8 protein-coding genes are annotated in these 14,107 nt (G+C 71.5%); 7 read left to right on the top strand and 1 reads right to left on the bottom strand.

From position 1 onward, the window contains the following. Positions 1-19: 19 nt before the first annotated feature. From RM704_RS13245 to RM704_RS13220, 6 genes are all read left to right on the top strand, one after another. On the top strand, positions 20-3,124 hold the full coding sequence (locus RM704_RS13245) for a putative bifunctional diguanylate cyclase/phosphodiesterase (protein ID WP_033526860.1): 3,105 nt from the start codon (positions 20-22) through the stop codon (positions 3,122-3,124). 247 nt (positions 3,125-3,371) lie between these two features. Then, complete coding sequence (locus RM704_RS13240) at positions 3,372-5,219, top strand: acetolactate synthase large subunit (protein WP_107072273.1); 1,848 nt, start codon at positions 3,372-3,374, stop codon at positions 5,217-5,219. A gap of 24 nt (positions 5,220-5,243) precedes the next feature. Continuing rightward, a complete protein-coding gene (ilvN, locus tag RM704_RS13235) occupies positions 5,244-5,771 on the top strand; it encodes an acetolactate synthase small subunit (protein ID WP_033526862.1) in 528 nt (175 codons plus the stop codon). Between the two features lie 118 nt (positions 5,772-5,889). Beyond that, the gene (gene ilvC / locus RM704_RS13230; protein WP_033526863.1) at positions 5,890-6,891 is read left to right on the top strand and encodes a ketol-acid reductoisomerase; all 1,002 of its coding nucleotides are present in this window, start codon (positions 5,890-5,892) and stop codon (positions 6,889-6,891) included. A gap of 255 nt (positions 6,892-7,146) precedes the next feature. Beyond that, positions 7,147-8,736 carry a phosphoglycerate dehydrogenase gene (gene serA, locus RM704_RS13225; RefSeq protein WP_033526864.1) on the top strand — a complete coding sequence of 530 codons (1,590 nt, stop codon included), beginning with the start codon at positions 7,147-7,149 and terminating at the stop codon, positions 8,734-8,736. A 100-nt stretch (positions 8,737-8,836) separates the two neighbouring features. Continuing rightward, complete coding sequence (locus tag RM704_RS13220; RefSeq protein ID WP_033526865.1) at positions 8,837-11,770, top strand: helix-turn-helix transcriptional regulator; 2,934 nt, start codon at positions 8,837-8,839, stop codon at positions 11,768-11,770. Here the strand turns inward: RM704_RS13220 and RM704_RS13215 are convergent. After that, entirely contained in the window at positions 11,731-13,329 is a 1,599-nt protein-coding gene (locus RM704_RS13215; RefSeq protein ID WP_052145981.1) for an MFS transporter, read from the bottom strand. The genes RM704_RS13220 and RM704_RS13215 overlap by 40 nt on opposite strands. A 126-nt stretch (positions 13,330-13,455) precedes the next feature. On the opposite strand from RM704_RS13215, the gene RM704_RS13210 reads away from it, so the two are divergent. Next, the gene (locus tag RM704_RS13210; RefSeq protein ID WP_033526866.1) at positions 13,456-14,052 is read left to right on the top strand and encodes a TetR/AcrR family transcriptional regulator; all 597 of its coding nucleotides are present in this window, start codon (positions 13,456-13,458) and stop codon (positions 14,050-14,052) included. Positions 14,053-14,107: the final 55 nt, after the last annotated feature.

Below are 14,107 nucleotides of genomic sequence, written 5' to 3'. Positions count from 1 at the left end.
TGCGCACCGGGGAGACCCCGTGAGCACCCGCCCGTCCCCCGCCTCCACGCTGGACCCCACGCTCCGGGCCGCCAAGGAGCCGCCCGGACCACAGCCGCCCGGCGGGCAGGTGCCCGGTCGCGGTGGCGCGAGCCTTCGGGCCCAGCTCATCCTCGCCCTGCTCTGCGCGGCCTACGCCGTCGGTGCCGCGTTCGGCTGGGGCAACGAGCAAGTCGCCCTCGTCATGGGCGACTTCGGGCTCAGCGCCGCCGCGGCGGCCGCGGCCGTCTCCTGCTTCCGCTACGCGCGCAGCCGCCGCAGCCGCTTTCGACCCGCCTGGCTGCTGTTCGCCCTCTCCTCCGCGATGGCGGCCCTGGGCAACGGCGTCTGGGGCTGGTACGAGGTCGTCCTGGACCGGCCCGTGCCCGAGCCGAGCTACGCGGACCTGTTCTTCCTCTGCTTCGCGCCACCCGCCATCGTCGGTCTGCTGGTGCTGGCCAAGAGGCCCGTGACGAAGGCCGGCTGGATCTGCCTGGCCCTGGACTCCTGGCTCATCGGCGGTTCCCTCGTCACCCTCTCCTGGAGCCTCGCGCTCGCCCAGACCGCCCAGCTCGAAGGCTCCAACACCGCCCACACCGCGCTGTCGCTGGCCTACCCGCTGCTCGACATCGCCCTGGTCAGCATGGTGCTCGCCCTGCACTTCCGCCGGTCCTCGATGCACCGCTCCGCGGTCAACACGGCGATCGGCGCCCTCGCGCTCACCGTGATGTGCGACGCCCTGTTCACCTCGCCCCTGCTGCACACCAGCTACCAGTCCGGTCAGCTCCTCGACGCCGGCTGGTTCGCGGGCTCCCTGCTCCTCGCCTACGCCCCCTGGGCCGGCCGGCGCAACGGACAGGCGGAGGAGGGCGGGCACGGGCGAGTGGTGCACGAACACATCCCCGGTCAGCGGCACGACGCGCACGCGGGCCACCGCCACGAGGTGCAGCCGGGCCATCGGCACGACGCTTCTCAGGGAGGGCACGTCCATGTGCTCCTCCAGGGAGGAGGACACAGTCGGTATCCGGCCAACCGCCCCATCGCCGGATCCCTGGCCGCACTCACTCCGTATCTGGCCGCCGCCGTCTGCACCCTGGGCATCCTCTACAACGTCCTCAACGGCCGCAGCGTCGACCGCGTGGTGCTCATCACCGCCTGCACCGTCGTGCTCGCGCTCGTCGTCCGCCAGGGCATCATGCTCCTGGACAACATCACCCTCACCCAGGAACTGGCCCAGAAGGAGAACCACTTCCGCTCCCTGGTCCAGGGCTCCAGCGACGTCATCATGATCGCCGCACCGAACGGCATCCTCCGCTACGTCAGCCCGGCCGCCGCCGGGGTCTACGGACGCCCCGCGGAGGACCTCGTCGGCAAGGAGCTGGCCTCGATCATCCACCCCGAGGACCTCGGCTGCGTCGTCCACGAGGTGCGCCGCTTCCTCGCGGCCAGCCCCGCCGAGGAGCCCACCACCCGCATCGAGTGCCGCTTCAAGTCCGGCGACGGCGGCTGGCTCAACGTGGAGTCCACGGTCAACCGCCACCACGGCGGCCTGATCTTCAACAGCCGGGACGTGACCGAAAGAGTGCGCCTGCAGGCCCAGCTGCAGCACAACGCCGAGCACGACCCGCTCACCGACCTGCCCAACCGCGCCCTGTTCACCAAGCGCGTCCAGCAGGCGCTCTCCGGCCGCCGCTCCTCAGACCGGGGCGTCGCCCTGCGCAACACGGCGGTCCTCTTCATCGACCTCGACGGCTTCAAGGCCGTCAACGACACCATCGGGCACCAGGCCGGGGACGAACTGCTCGTCCAGGCCGCCCGCAGACTCCAGGACACCGTCCGGCAGGGGGACACCGCCTCCCGGCTCGGCGGCGACGAGTTCGCGGCCCTCATCGTCGGCGACGGCTCCCGCGACCGCGCAGCCCGGGAACAGCACATCCTGGAGCTCGCCGACCGCCTGCGGATCGCCCTCTCGCAGCCGTACACCATCGACGGCAACGACGTCCGGGTGGCCGCCTCCATCGGGGTCTCCTTCGCCGAGCCCGGCCTCGGCGCGGGCGAGCTGCTGCGCAACGCCGACCTCGCCATGTACCGCGCCAAGGCGTCCGGCAAGGGCCGCGTCGAGCTGTACAAGCCCCAGATGCAGCAGGACGTCGTACGCAAGGCCGAGCTGGCCACCCGGCTGCGGGCCGCGCTGCACGACGGCGAGTTCATGCTGCTGAACCAGCCCGTGGTGGAGCTGGAGACCGGCCGGATCTCGTCGGTCGCCACGGCGGCCCGCTGGCGCTCGTCCCAGGGGGTGCTGTTCACACCGGCCGAGTTCCTGCGGGTCTCCGAGGACAGCGACAAGACCGCCGAGCTGGGCCGCTGGATGCTGGAGCAGGCCGTCGAGCAGGCCGCCGACCGTCTCACGGGCGGCCTGAACGTCCCGGTGTCCGTCCGGATGAGCGCCCGGCGCCTGCTGGACCGCTCACTTCCCCCGGGCTCGCTGGAGACGCTCATGGCCCGCCACGGGCTGCCCTCCGGCTCCCTGGTCGTCGAGCTCTCCGACACCGAGCTCAAGGTCCCGCTCGACGAGCTGGAGCGCCGGTTGCAGCACCTGCGGCGCCTCGGTGTCCGGATCGCCCTGGACGGCCTCGGCAGCGGTCACGCGGCCATCACGGCGCTGCGCCGTCTCCCCGTCGACGTGCTGAAGCTGGACCGGACCCTCGTCGAGGGCATCGTGGAGTCAGCCCGGCTGCACAAGATCACCCGGGGGTTGCTGCGCATCGCCGACGACCTGGGGCTCCAGTCCGTCGCCGACGGCGTGGATCTGCCCGAGCAGGTGGTCGCCCTGCGCGCGATGGGCTGCACCCACGGCCAGGGCGCGGCCTTCTCCGGACCCCTGGACGAGTACCGGCTCCGCCGGGCCCTGTCCCTCGGCCACTACCCGGTGCCCGGAGGGCCCGCGGAACCCGCGTTCGCGGGTGGCGCGAGAGAGCCCGAGGGACGCGTCGGGGGTGAGCGGGCGTGGCGAGGCGCGGGGGTGTACACAAGTGGTGTACCCGCTGTCTACGGAGGCGGAAGTGCCCGTCGTTCACATAATGAGACTCCCGTCCCACCCGCTTGACACGCGGTGCGCGCGAGGGGGAGGGTCAGTGCCATGCGCACCCGAATCCTCGTACTTGGAAAGCGCGTCGGCTGAAGCTGGGACCCACCGGACGGCGATCCGGAATCCCCAGCGACCGTACCCGGCGCGCTCCCCTCGCTTGCCTCGTGGCAAGGAGGGGTTTTTTGTTGCACGGGCACCAGTCGGGCGCCAGCCCAACACCGCACGAACCTCGCAAAACACCCTCAGCATCGAGAAGAGAATGCCGATGACCGAGCAGGCCACCGGGGCCCACCATCCGCAGCCGCGGCCCCGATCCGGAGGACCGACCACCCCCGTCGAGCACGTCACGGGTGCGCAGTCCCTCATCCGCTCTCTCGAGGAGGTCGGGGCCGACACGGTATTCGGCATTCCCGGGGGCACGATCCTGCCGGCGTACGACCCGATGATGGACTCCAAGCGGGTGCGCCACGTGCTGGTCCGCCACGAGCAGGGCGCCGGCCACGCGGCCACCGGTTACGCGCAGGCCACCGGCAAGGTCGGGGTGTGCATGGCGACGTCCGGGCCGGGCGCCACCAACCTGGTCACGCCGATCGCCGACGCGCACATGGACTCCGTGCCGCTGGTCGCGATCACCGGACAGGTCGTGTCCAAGGCGATCGGTACGGACGCCTTCCAGGAGGCGGACATCGTCGGCATCACCATGCCGATCACCAAGCACAGCTTCCTCGTCACCAAGGCGGAGGACATCCCGCGGGCGATCGCGCAGGCGTTCCACATCGCCTCCACCGGCCGTCCGGGGCCGGTCCTGGTCGACATCCCCAAGGACATCCTCCAGGCGAAGACGACCTTCTCCTGGCCGCCGACCATGGACCTGCCCGGCTACCGGCCCGTTACCAAGCCGCACGCCAAGCAGATCCGCGAGGCCGCCAAGCTGATCACCGCCGCCAAGCGCCCCGTGCTGTACGTCGGCGGCGGTGTCCTCAAGGCGCGGGCCACGGCCGAGCTGAAGGTGCTGGCCGAGCTGACCGGCGCCCCCGTCACCACCACCCTGATGGCGCTCGGCGCGTTCCCCGACAGCCACCCGCAGCACCTGGGCATGCCCGGCATGCACGGCTCGGTGGCCGCCGTCACCGGCCTGCAGAAGGCCGACCTGATCGTCGCCCTCGGCGCCCGCTTCGACGACCGTGTCACCGGCAAGCTGGACAGCTTCGCACCGTTCGCGAAGATCGTCCACGCGGACATCGACCCGGCGGAGATCGGCAAGAACCGCGCGGCCGACGTGCCGATCGTGGGTGACGCCCGCGAGGTCATCGCCGATCTGATCCAGGCGGTGCAGAAGGAGCACAGCGAGGGCGGACAGGGCGACTACAGCGCCTGGTGGAAGGACCTCAACCGCTGGCGCGAGACCTACCCGCTCGGCTACGACCAGCCGGCCGACGGCTCGCTCTCCCCGCAAGCGGTCATCGAGCGCATCGGACAGCTCGCCCCCGAGGGCACGATCTTCACGGCGGGCGTCGGCCAGCACCAGATGTGGGCCGCCCACTTCATCCAGTACGAGAAGCCCGCCACCTGGCTGAACTCCGGCGGCGCCGGAACGATGGGGTACGCGGTCCCGGCCGCCATGGGCGCCAAGGCCGGAGCCCCGGACCGGACCGTCTGGGCGGTCGACGGCGACGGCTGCTTCCAGATGACCAACCAGGAACTGACCACCTGCGCCCTGAACAACATCCCGATCAAGGTCGCCATCATCAACAACGGCGCCCTCGGCATGGTCCGCCAGTGGCAGACGCTGTTCTACAACCAGCGCTACTCCAACACCGTGCTGCACAGCGGCCCGGACGACGTCAACCCCAACGCCCGCGGCACCCGCGTCCCCGACTTCGTCAAGCTGTCGGAGGCCATGGGCTGTTACGCCATCCGCTGCGAGTCCCCGGACGACCTCGACAAGGTCATCGAGGAAGCGAACTCGATCAACGACCGCCCGGTCGTCGTCGACTTCGTCGTCCACGAGGACGCGATGGTGTGGCCGATGGTCGCCGCCGGCACCTCCAACGACACGATCATGGCCGCCCGGGACGTCCGCCCCGACTTCGGCGACAACGAAGACGACTGAGAGCCGTAGGTAAAGGAACCGACCATGTCCAAGCACACGCTCTCCGTCCTGGTGGAGAACACCCCCGGCATCCTGGCCCGGATCGCCGCCCTGTTCTCCCGCCGCGGCTTCAACATCGACTCCCTCGCGGTCGGCGTCACCGAGCACCCCGAGATCTCCCGCATCACCATCGTGGTGACGGTGGTCGAGGAACTGCCCCTGGAGCAGGTGACGAAGCAGCTCAACAAGCTCGTCAACGTCCTGAAGATCGTGGAACTGGAGCCGGGCTCCGCCGTTCAGCGGGAACTCGTTCTGGTGAAAGTGCGCGCCGACAACGAGACGCGCTCCCAGATCGTCGAGATCGTCCAGCTGTTCCGCGCCAAGACCGTCGACGTCTCCCCGGAGGCCGTCACCATCGAGGCCACCGGGTCCAGCGACAAGCTGTCCGCCATGCTCAAGATGCTGGAGCCGTTCGGCATCAAGGAGCTGGTCCAGTCCGGCACGATCGCGATCGGCCGCGGTGCCCGTTCGATCACGGATCGCTCGCTGCGCGCCCTGGACCGATCGGCCTGACCCACGCGACGGGCGGCCGACGACGTGCGGCCGCCCGTATGCCGAGACCCGCAGACCTTCATTCCGCCCGCCGTCATACGGTGGGACGCAACACCTGCACTCAAGGAGAGAACCCAAAGTGGCCGAGCTGTTCTACGACGCTGACGCCGACCTGTCCATCATCCAGGGCCGCAAGGTCGCGGTCATCGGCTACGGCAGCCAGGGCCACGCCCACGCGCTGTCCCTGCGCGACTCGGGTGCGGACGTCCGCGTCGGTCTGCACGAGGGCTCCAAGTCCAAGGCGAAGGCCGAGGAGCAGGGCCTGCGCGTGGTGACCCCCTCGGAGGCCGCCGCCGAGGCCGACGTCATCATGATCCTCGTCCCGGACCCGATCCAGGCCCAGGTCTACGAGGACCACATCAAGGACAACCTCAAGGACGGCGACGCGCTGTTCTTCGGCCACGGTCTGAACATCCGCTTCGGCTTCATCAAGCCCCCGGCCGGCGTCGACGTCTGCATGGTCGCCCCCAAGGGCCCGGGCCACCTGGTCCGCCGCCAGTACGAGGAGGGCCGCGGCGTTCCGTGTATCGCCGCCGTCGAGCAGGACGCCACGGGCAACGCCTTCGCGCTGGCGCTGTCGTACGCCAAGGGCATCGGCGGCACCCGCGCCGGCGTCATCAAGACGACCTTCACCGAGGAGACCGAGACCGACCTCTTCGGCGAGCAGGCCGTTCTCTGCGGTGGTACGGCCGCGCTGGTCAAGGCCGGTTTCGAGACGCTGACCGAGGCCGGTTACCAGCCGGAGATCGCGTACTTCGAGTGCCTGCACGAGCTGAAGCTGATCGTCGACCTCATGTACGAGGGCGGCCTGGAGAAGATGCGCTGGTCGATCTCCGAGACCGCCGAGTGGGGCGACTACGTCACCGGTCCCCGCATCATCACGGACGCCACCAAGGCCGAGATGAAGAAGGTCCTCGCCGAGATCCAGGACGGCACCTTCGCCCAGCAGTGGATGGACGAGTACCACGGCGGTCTGAAGAAGTACAACGAGTACAAGACCCAGGACTCCGAGCACCTGCTGGAGACCACGGGCAAGGAGCTGCGCAAGCTCATGAGCTGGGTCAACGACGAAGAGGCGTGATCCGAGAGGCCGGTCGTGGCGGGTTCACCCGGTGCCATGACCGGCCTCGTCTTCACGTCCGGGTGACCTTTCCGCAGCGGCGTGGGACGACGCTCTCGGCGCCACTACACTGCCGTACTACATACGCGTCAGGCCCACAGCGTCGTGCGTCTTCCACGCGGCCAAGCGACACCGGGGAATTCCGGGTGTCACTCCCCTCCACCGCCTGCGGCCGTCGGGACGGCCGTCCGCAGCATTGGACTTGTGAGGACTCACGTGAGCTCGAAACCAGTCGTACTGATCGCTGAAGAGCTGTCGCCCGCCACCGTCGACGCGTTGGGCCCGGACTTCGAGATCCGGAACGTCAACGGAGCGGACCGAGCCGAACTGCTCCCGGCCATCGCCGATGTCGACGCGATCCTGATCCGCTCGGCCACCAAGGTCGACGCCGAGGCGATCGCCGCCGCGAAGAAGCTGAAGGTCGTCGCGCGCGCCGGTGTCGGCCTGGACAACGTGGACGTCTCCGCCGCCACCAAGGCCGGCGTGATGGTCGTCAACGCCCCGACCTCGAACATCGTGACCGCCGCCGAGCTGGCCTGCGGTCTGCTCCTCGCCACCGCCCGCCACATCCCGCAGGCGAACACGGCGCTGAAGAACGGTGAGTGGAAGCGCAGCAAGTACACGGGCGTGGAGCTGGCCGAGAAGACCCTCGGTGTCGTGGGCCTCGGCCGCATCGGTGCCCTGGTGGCCCAGCGCATGTCCGCCTTCGGCATGAAGGTCGTCGCCTACGACCCCTACGTGCAGCCCGCTCGGGCCGCGCAGATGGGCGTCAAGGTCCTGTCCCTGGACGAGCTCCTCGAGGTCTCCGACTTCATCACCGTCCACCTGCCGAAGACCCCCGAGACGGTCGGCCTGATCGGCGCCGAGGCGCTGCAGAAGGTCAAGCCCTCGGTGCGCATCGTCAACGCCGCGCGCGGCGGGATCGTCGACGAGGCCGCGCTGTACTCGGCGCTCAAGGAGGGCCGCGTCGCGGGCGCGGGCCTCGACGTGTACGCCAAGGAGCCCTGCACCGACTCGCCGCTGTTCGAGCTGGACGAGGTCGTCTGCACCCCGCACCTCGGTGCCTCCACCGACGAGGCCCAGGAGAAGGCGGGCATCGCGGTGGCGCGTTCCGTGCGGCTCGCCCTCGCCGGTGAGCTGGTCCCGGACGCGGTGAACGTCCAGGGCGGTGTCATCGCCGAGGACGTCAAGCCGGGTCTGCCGCTCGCCGAGCGGCTCGGCCGGATCTTCACCGCGCTCGCCGGTGAGGTCGCGGTCCGCCTCGACGTCGAGGTGTACGGCGAGATCACCCAGCACGATGTGAAGGTGCTGGAGCTGTCCGCGCTCAAGGGTGTCTTCGAGGACGTCGTCGACGAGACGGTGTCGTACGTCAACGCCCCGCTGTTCGCGCAGGAGCGCGGCGTCGAGGTGCGGCTGACCACCAGCTCCGAGTCGCCCGACCACCGCAATGTCGTCACCGTGCGCGGCACGCTCGGCAGCGGCGAGGAGGTGTCGGTCTCCGGCACCCTGGCCGGGCCGAAGCACCACCAGAAGATCGTCGCGGTCGGTGAGTACGACGTGGACCTCGCCCTCGCCGATCACATGGTCGTCCTCAGCTACGTCGACCGTCCCGGCGTCGTCGGCACGGTGGGCCGCATCTTCGGTGAGGCCGGTATCAACATCGCCGGGATGCAGGTCGCCCGCTCCACGGCCGGTGGCGAGGCACTGGCGGTGCTGACGGTGGACGACACCGTTCCCCAGACGGTGCTCGCCGAGGTCGCCGAGGAGATCGGCGCCACGTCGGCCCGGTCGGTCAACCTGGTCTGAGGTCACTGTTCCGCCGGAGGCGGGGCCCGGTCACCGAGGTGGCGGGGCCCCGCCTTCCGCATGCCGGGGGCGGGACGGAGGGGCATGTCAGGATGGCCGTGTGCCGCAGAACATATTCCACGCGCCGTTCGTCGGGCGGGACACCGAGCTGGCCCGGTTGACGGATGTGCTGGACCGGGCCGGGGCCGGCGAGCCCCGGGCCGTGCTGGTCGCCGGAGACGCGGGCGTGGGCAAGAGCCGCACGCTGGCCGAGGCCGCGGCGTACGCGGCGTGCAGCGGAACCACCGTGTTCACCGGGCACTGCGTGGACCTCGGTGACGTGGGGCTGCCGTACCTGCCGTTCACGGAGGTCCTCGGCGCCCTCGCCGCGGACGAGCGCTTCGAGCCGCTCCTCCGGGCACACCCGGCCACCGCACGCCTCCTCGGCGGCGGAGCGGACGGCGGCGACCGGCTCCAGCTCTTCGAGGGCGTCGCGGCGCTGCTGACGGACCTCACGGCCACGACGCCCGTCCTGCTCGTGCTGGAGGACCTGCACTGGGCCGACCAGTCCTCGCGGGACCTGTTGCGCTTCCTGCTCAGCCGGGCCGTGCTCCAGCGGCCCGCCCCCGGTGCCCCGGCCCACCGGCTCGCGGTCTTCGCCTCGTACCGCGCGGACGATCTGCACCGCCGGCACCCGCTGCGCCCCCTGCTCGCCGAACTGGTGCGGCTGCCCGCCGTGGAACGGCTGGAGCTGAGGCCGATGCCGGACACGGAAGTGGCCCGGCTGGTGCGCTCGCTGCGTGCCGAGCCACTGCCCGAGGCCACGGTGGGCCGGATCGTCGAGCGGGCGGAGGGCAACGCGTTCTACGCGGAGGAGCTGCTGGCCGCGACGGCGGAGGAGCCCGGCGCGGTACTGCCGAGCGGACTGGCCGACGTCCTGCTGATCCGGATCGAACAACTGCCCGGCGCGGCCCAGCAGGTGCTGCGCACGGCGGCCGTCGCGGGCCGCAGGGTCGAGCACGACCTGCTGCGGGACGCCGTCCAACTCCCCGACGACGAGCTGGAGTCCGCGCTGCGCGAGGCGGTCGGCCGGCAACTGCTGCTGCCGGGCGAGGGATCGACGTACGAGTTCCGGCACGCCCTCACCCGGGAGGCCGTCTACGCGGATCTGCTGCCGGGCGAACGGGTCCGGCTGCACGGGGTGTTCGCCAAGCTGCTGGCCCGCCGCGGGCGGGCGGGGGAGAGCGCCGAGCGAGCCCACCACTCGCGCGAGAGCCACGACCTCGCCGACGCGCTGACGGCGTCCGTCGAGGCCGCCGACCACGCGCGCGGCATCGGGGCGCCCGCCGAGGAACTGCGGCAGCTGGAGGGCGCTCTCGATCTGTGGTCGTCCGTGGACGCCGGTGCCCGGCCCCGGGACCTGGACACGGTGACCCTGACCCTGCGTGCCTCGGCCGCCGCCGCGCGCGCCGGGGAGAACCACCGCGCGGTCTCGCTCTCCCGCTCGGCGCTCGCCGGAGCCGGCCCGGACGCGGACTCCGAGCTCGCCGCCCGGGTGCGCTACACGCTCGCCGGCGACCTGATGCGCGTCGACCATCTGGAGGCGGCGTTCCGGTACAGCAGCGAGGCGCTGGCGATGATCCCCGCCGAGCCGCCGTCCCGTACCTGGGTGTGGGCGGCGGCCACGCATGTGATGGCGGCGCGGTACGTGGGGGAGGACGAGGAGGCCGGGCGGGTGGCGCGAGAGGCGCTGGACGTGGCCGAGCGGCTCGGACTGGCCGACGCACAGGCCGATCTGATCATCTCCGCGGTGGGCCTCGACCCTCGCGGCAACCGGCGTACGACGAAGGGCCGCGGGCGGCTGAGCGACGCCCGCGAGCTGGCCCGCGGCGCGGGCAACGTCCCGGTGGAGATGCGTGCCCTGTTCAACCTCGCCGTCGGCTGTTTCGAATCGGGCGACCTCGACGACTGCCTCGCCTGGCTCTCCGAGGGGCTGGACCGGGCGCGCCGCGCCGGTCTGCTCTCCTCCCCGTACCCGGTGGAGATGCGTTACCTCCACTCGCTCTGCCTCTACACGCTGGGCCGCTGGGACGAGTGCGTCCGCTCGGCCGCCGACGCCGACCGGCTGCCCGCGGACGCCGGCTACGCGGTCGGTCCCGCCCTGTACGTCGCCCTCGCCCGGGGCGACGAGAGCGCCGTCGACCGGGCGCGGGCGCTCCTGGAGAGGCCGTACGACTTCATGGCGGCCCTCGTCGCGGGCATCACCCTCACCGAGGCGGCCCTCCTGCGGCACGATCCCGAGGCCGCGGTCGCGCAGTTCCGCACGAGTGTCGCGACCCTCACCGAGCAGGCCGGGGCCCGGCCCGACGCGACCGTCCGGTTCGCCGCGCTCACGCTGGGGGCGCTCGCTGACGCGGTGACGGAGCGGCGGTCCGCCGGGGACGAGGAGGCGGTGCGGCGCTGGACCGCCACGGGTGAGGAGTTGGTGCGGGTCGCCCGGGACACGGCCGCCGCGGGGGAGGACGGGATCGAACAGGGGCCTGAGGGGCTGGCCTGGCTGGCCCGGGCCGAGGCGGAGTGGACGCGACTGCGCATCGGCCCCGAGGTGGAGGTCTGGCGCGTGGCGGTGGACGCGTTCGGGTTCGGTGATCCGTACGAGTCGGCCCGCTGCCGGCTGCGGCTGGCGGAGGCGTTGCTGGCGGCGGGGGCGCGGGAGGAGGCGGTGGCCGAGGCCCGGGCGGTGGGGGAGACCGCCGACCGGCTGGGCGCCGTGCCGCTGCGCTCGGCCCTGGACGCGCTGGTCCGGCGGGGGTGGTTGGGCGAGACCCCTGGGAACGGGGGCGTGCCCGCGCTCACCGCGCGGGAGAACGATGTCCTGCGGCTGCTCGCGCGCGGCCGGACCAACCGGCAGATCGGCGACGAGCTGTTCATCACCGGGAAGACGGCGAGCGTCCATGTCTCCAACATCCTGGCCAAGTTGGGCGCTTCGAGCCGTACGGAGGCGGTGGCCATCGCCTACCGGGAGGGACTGATCACGACCGGCTCGCCGACCTGATCCCGCGCGCCGTCGGCGTCGCGGTCTTTGTCTCCGTGGCCGGACCCCGGCTCCCGGCCGTTGCGGATCCGCCCGCCCCGCAGCGCCACGAGTGACGCCACCGCCGCGGCGAGCAGAACGACGGTGCCCGCCGTCATCGCGCCCCGCATACCTGTGGTGTGGGCGGCGCGGGCTGCCGCCCGCAGGGATTCGGCCGCCGGGCCCGGCAGGCGTTCGGCCACCGCGAGGGCGCCCCCGAGGGTCTCGCGGGCCGGGGTGGGCGCGGATGCCGTGACCCGGTGGTGGTAGAGGGCCGTACCGACCGAGCCGAGGGCGGCCACACCGAGGGCGCCGCCGAACGCCTGGCCGGTCCCCACGAGGGTGGACGCGGAGCCGGCGCGTTCGACGGGGGTGGCGTCCAGGGCGAGGGCGGTCAGCTGGGCGAGGGCGGCGACGAGACCGGCCGCGAGGACCCCGGAGCCGACCAGGACCAGCTGGAGGGAGCCGGTGCCGACGGCGGCCGACAGCGCGTATCCGGACGCGGCGGTCGCGAAGCCCGAGGCCACGAGGTGCACGCGGTCGGCTCCCCGCCGTACGAGGAGTGTCGTGACCGGCACGGCGACGCCGACCAGCACGGACGGGAACAGCCCCCACAGCGCGGCCTCCAGCGGGCTCTTGCCGAGGACGGACTGGAGATACTGGGTGGTGAAGTACATCGACCCCGTCATACCGAAGGCAGCGACCACGTTGAGGGCGAGGGCCGGGGTGAAGCCGCGGGCGTGGAACAGCGCGGGGGAGACGAGCGGCGAGGCCGTGGTGCGCTGGCGGTGGACGAACAGGACCGCGAAGAGCAGGCCGATGTTCACGGCCATCACGTACCGCACGTTCCAGCCCTCGGACGGGATCTCCTTGAGGCCGTAGAAGACGGGTAGGACCGCCGCCATCGACAGCGGGACGCTCGGCAGGTCGAAGCGGCCCGGGGCCGGGTCCCTCGACTCCGGGAGCAAGGACGGGCCGAGGAGCAGCAGCAGTGCCGTCGCGGGGAGGTTCACCAGGAAGACCGAGCCCCACCAGAAGTGCTCCACCAGGACGCCGCCGAGCACCGGGCCGAGTGCGACGCCGGCCGTCAGCACGCCCGACCAGATGCCGATCACCATCGCCCGTGGGCCGGGGTCCGTGAACATCGTCCGGGTCAGCGCCATCGTCGACGGCAGGAGCGCGGCGCCGCCGACGCCGAGCAGCGCACGCCCCGCGATGAGCGTCTCGGCACTGTTCGCGCCGGCGGCCAGCAGGGACGCCGTGCCGAAGACGACCGCCCCGATCAGCAGGAGCCGCCGACGGCCGACCCGGTCACCGAGCGAGCCCATGGTGATCAGCAGCCCGGCCAGCACGAACGCGTGGATGTCGAAGATCCACAGGAGTTCGGTGCCGCTCGGTCGTAGCTGGGCGCTGATCGCCGGGACCGCGAAGCAGAGCACCGACACATCCGTCGAGACCAGCAGCGGCGGAAGCATCAGGACGCAGAAGCCGGCCCATTCCCGGCGTCCGGCGCGGGCCATGGGGGCGGGATGGGTCGTCATGACACGTGACTGTACGAGTGTCTAATACGTGCGTCTAGCACGAGCGTATAAATCCCGGCCCTATGGGACGTGTGTGTAAAACGTACGTCTTGGACGCTTGTTCGTGGGCGAGGTTACGCTGACCCCATGGGACACCGTGAGGATCTACTCGAAGGCGCCAAGCGCTGCCTGCTGGAGAAGGGGTTCGCGCGAACGACGGCGCGCGACGTCGTCAGGGAGTCGGGAACGAACCTGGCGTCGATCGGCTACCACTACGGCTCGAAGGACGCGTTGCTGGCGCAGGCGTACGTGGCGATGGTCGAGGAGGTCTCGGACACCTTCGAGGGCGGCGGGGCGGTCGGCAGCGACAGTGATCCCGGCTCGGTCGAGCGGTTCCGTGAGGTGTGGGCGAACGCCGTGGAGACCATGCGGGCGCCGGGCTCGATGTGGCGGCTCAGCATGGAGGTGCTGGCCATGGGGGACCAATTGCCGGAGGTGCGCGAGCATCTGGCGCGGGCCCAGCGGGAGGGCGCGCGCGGGATCGTGACGCTGTTCATGGGCGGCCGGGACGAGGACGTCACGGACACGGCGGCGGACACCCTCGGCCGGTTCTACCTGACCCTTCTGCTGGGCCTCGTCGCCCAGTGGACCTTCGACCCCGACACCGCGCCCGACGCCGAGGCCCTCACCGAGGGGCTCCGTCAGGTGATGGAGGCGGCGAGGGACCGGGGCGGCATCGTCTAGGGCGCTTCTGATGGATCTCCGCGGGAGAAGGAGCGGCGTCCGGTGCGTGCTCTCG

Source organism: Streptomyces gottesmaniae, assembly GCF_031845845.1.
GTDB lineage: Bacteria > Actinomycetota > Actinomycetes > Streptomycetales > Streptomycetaceae > Streptomyces > Streptomyces akebiae.
Note: the sequence above shows the minus strand (reverse complement) of the source record. Positions and strands in the feature narration are given on the sequence as shown.

Coding starts and splice junctions, on each gene's coding strand:
- RM704_RS13240 (WP_107072273.1), top strand. CDS start 3,372: ATGACCGAGCAGGCCACCGGGGCCCACCATCCGCAGCCGCGGCCCCGA.
- ilvN (WP_033526862.1), top strand. CDS start 5,244: ATGTCCAAGCACACGCTCTCCGTCCTGGTGGAGAACACCCCCGGCATC.
- RM704_RS13215 (WP_052145981.1), bottom strand. CDS start 13,329: ATGACGACCCATCCCGCCCCCATGGCCCGCGCCGGACGCCGGGAATGG.
- RM704_RS13210 (WP_033526866.1), top strand. CDS start 13,456: ATGGGACACCGTGAGGATCTACTCGAAGGCGCCAAGCGCTGCCTGCTG.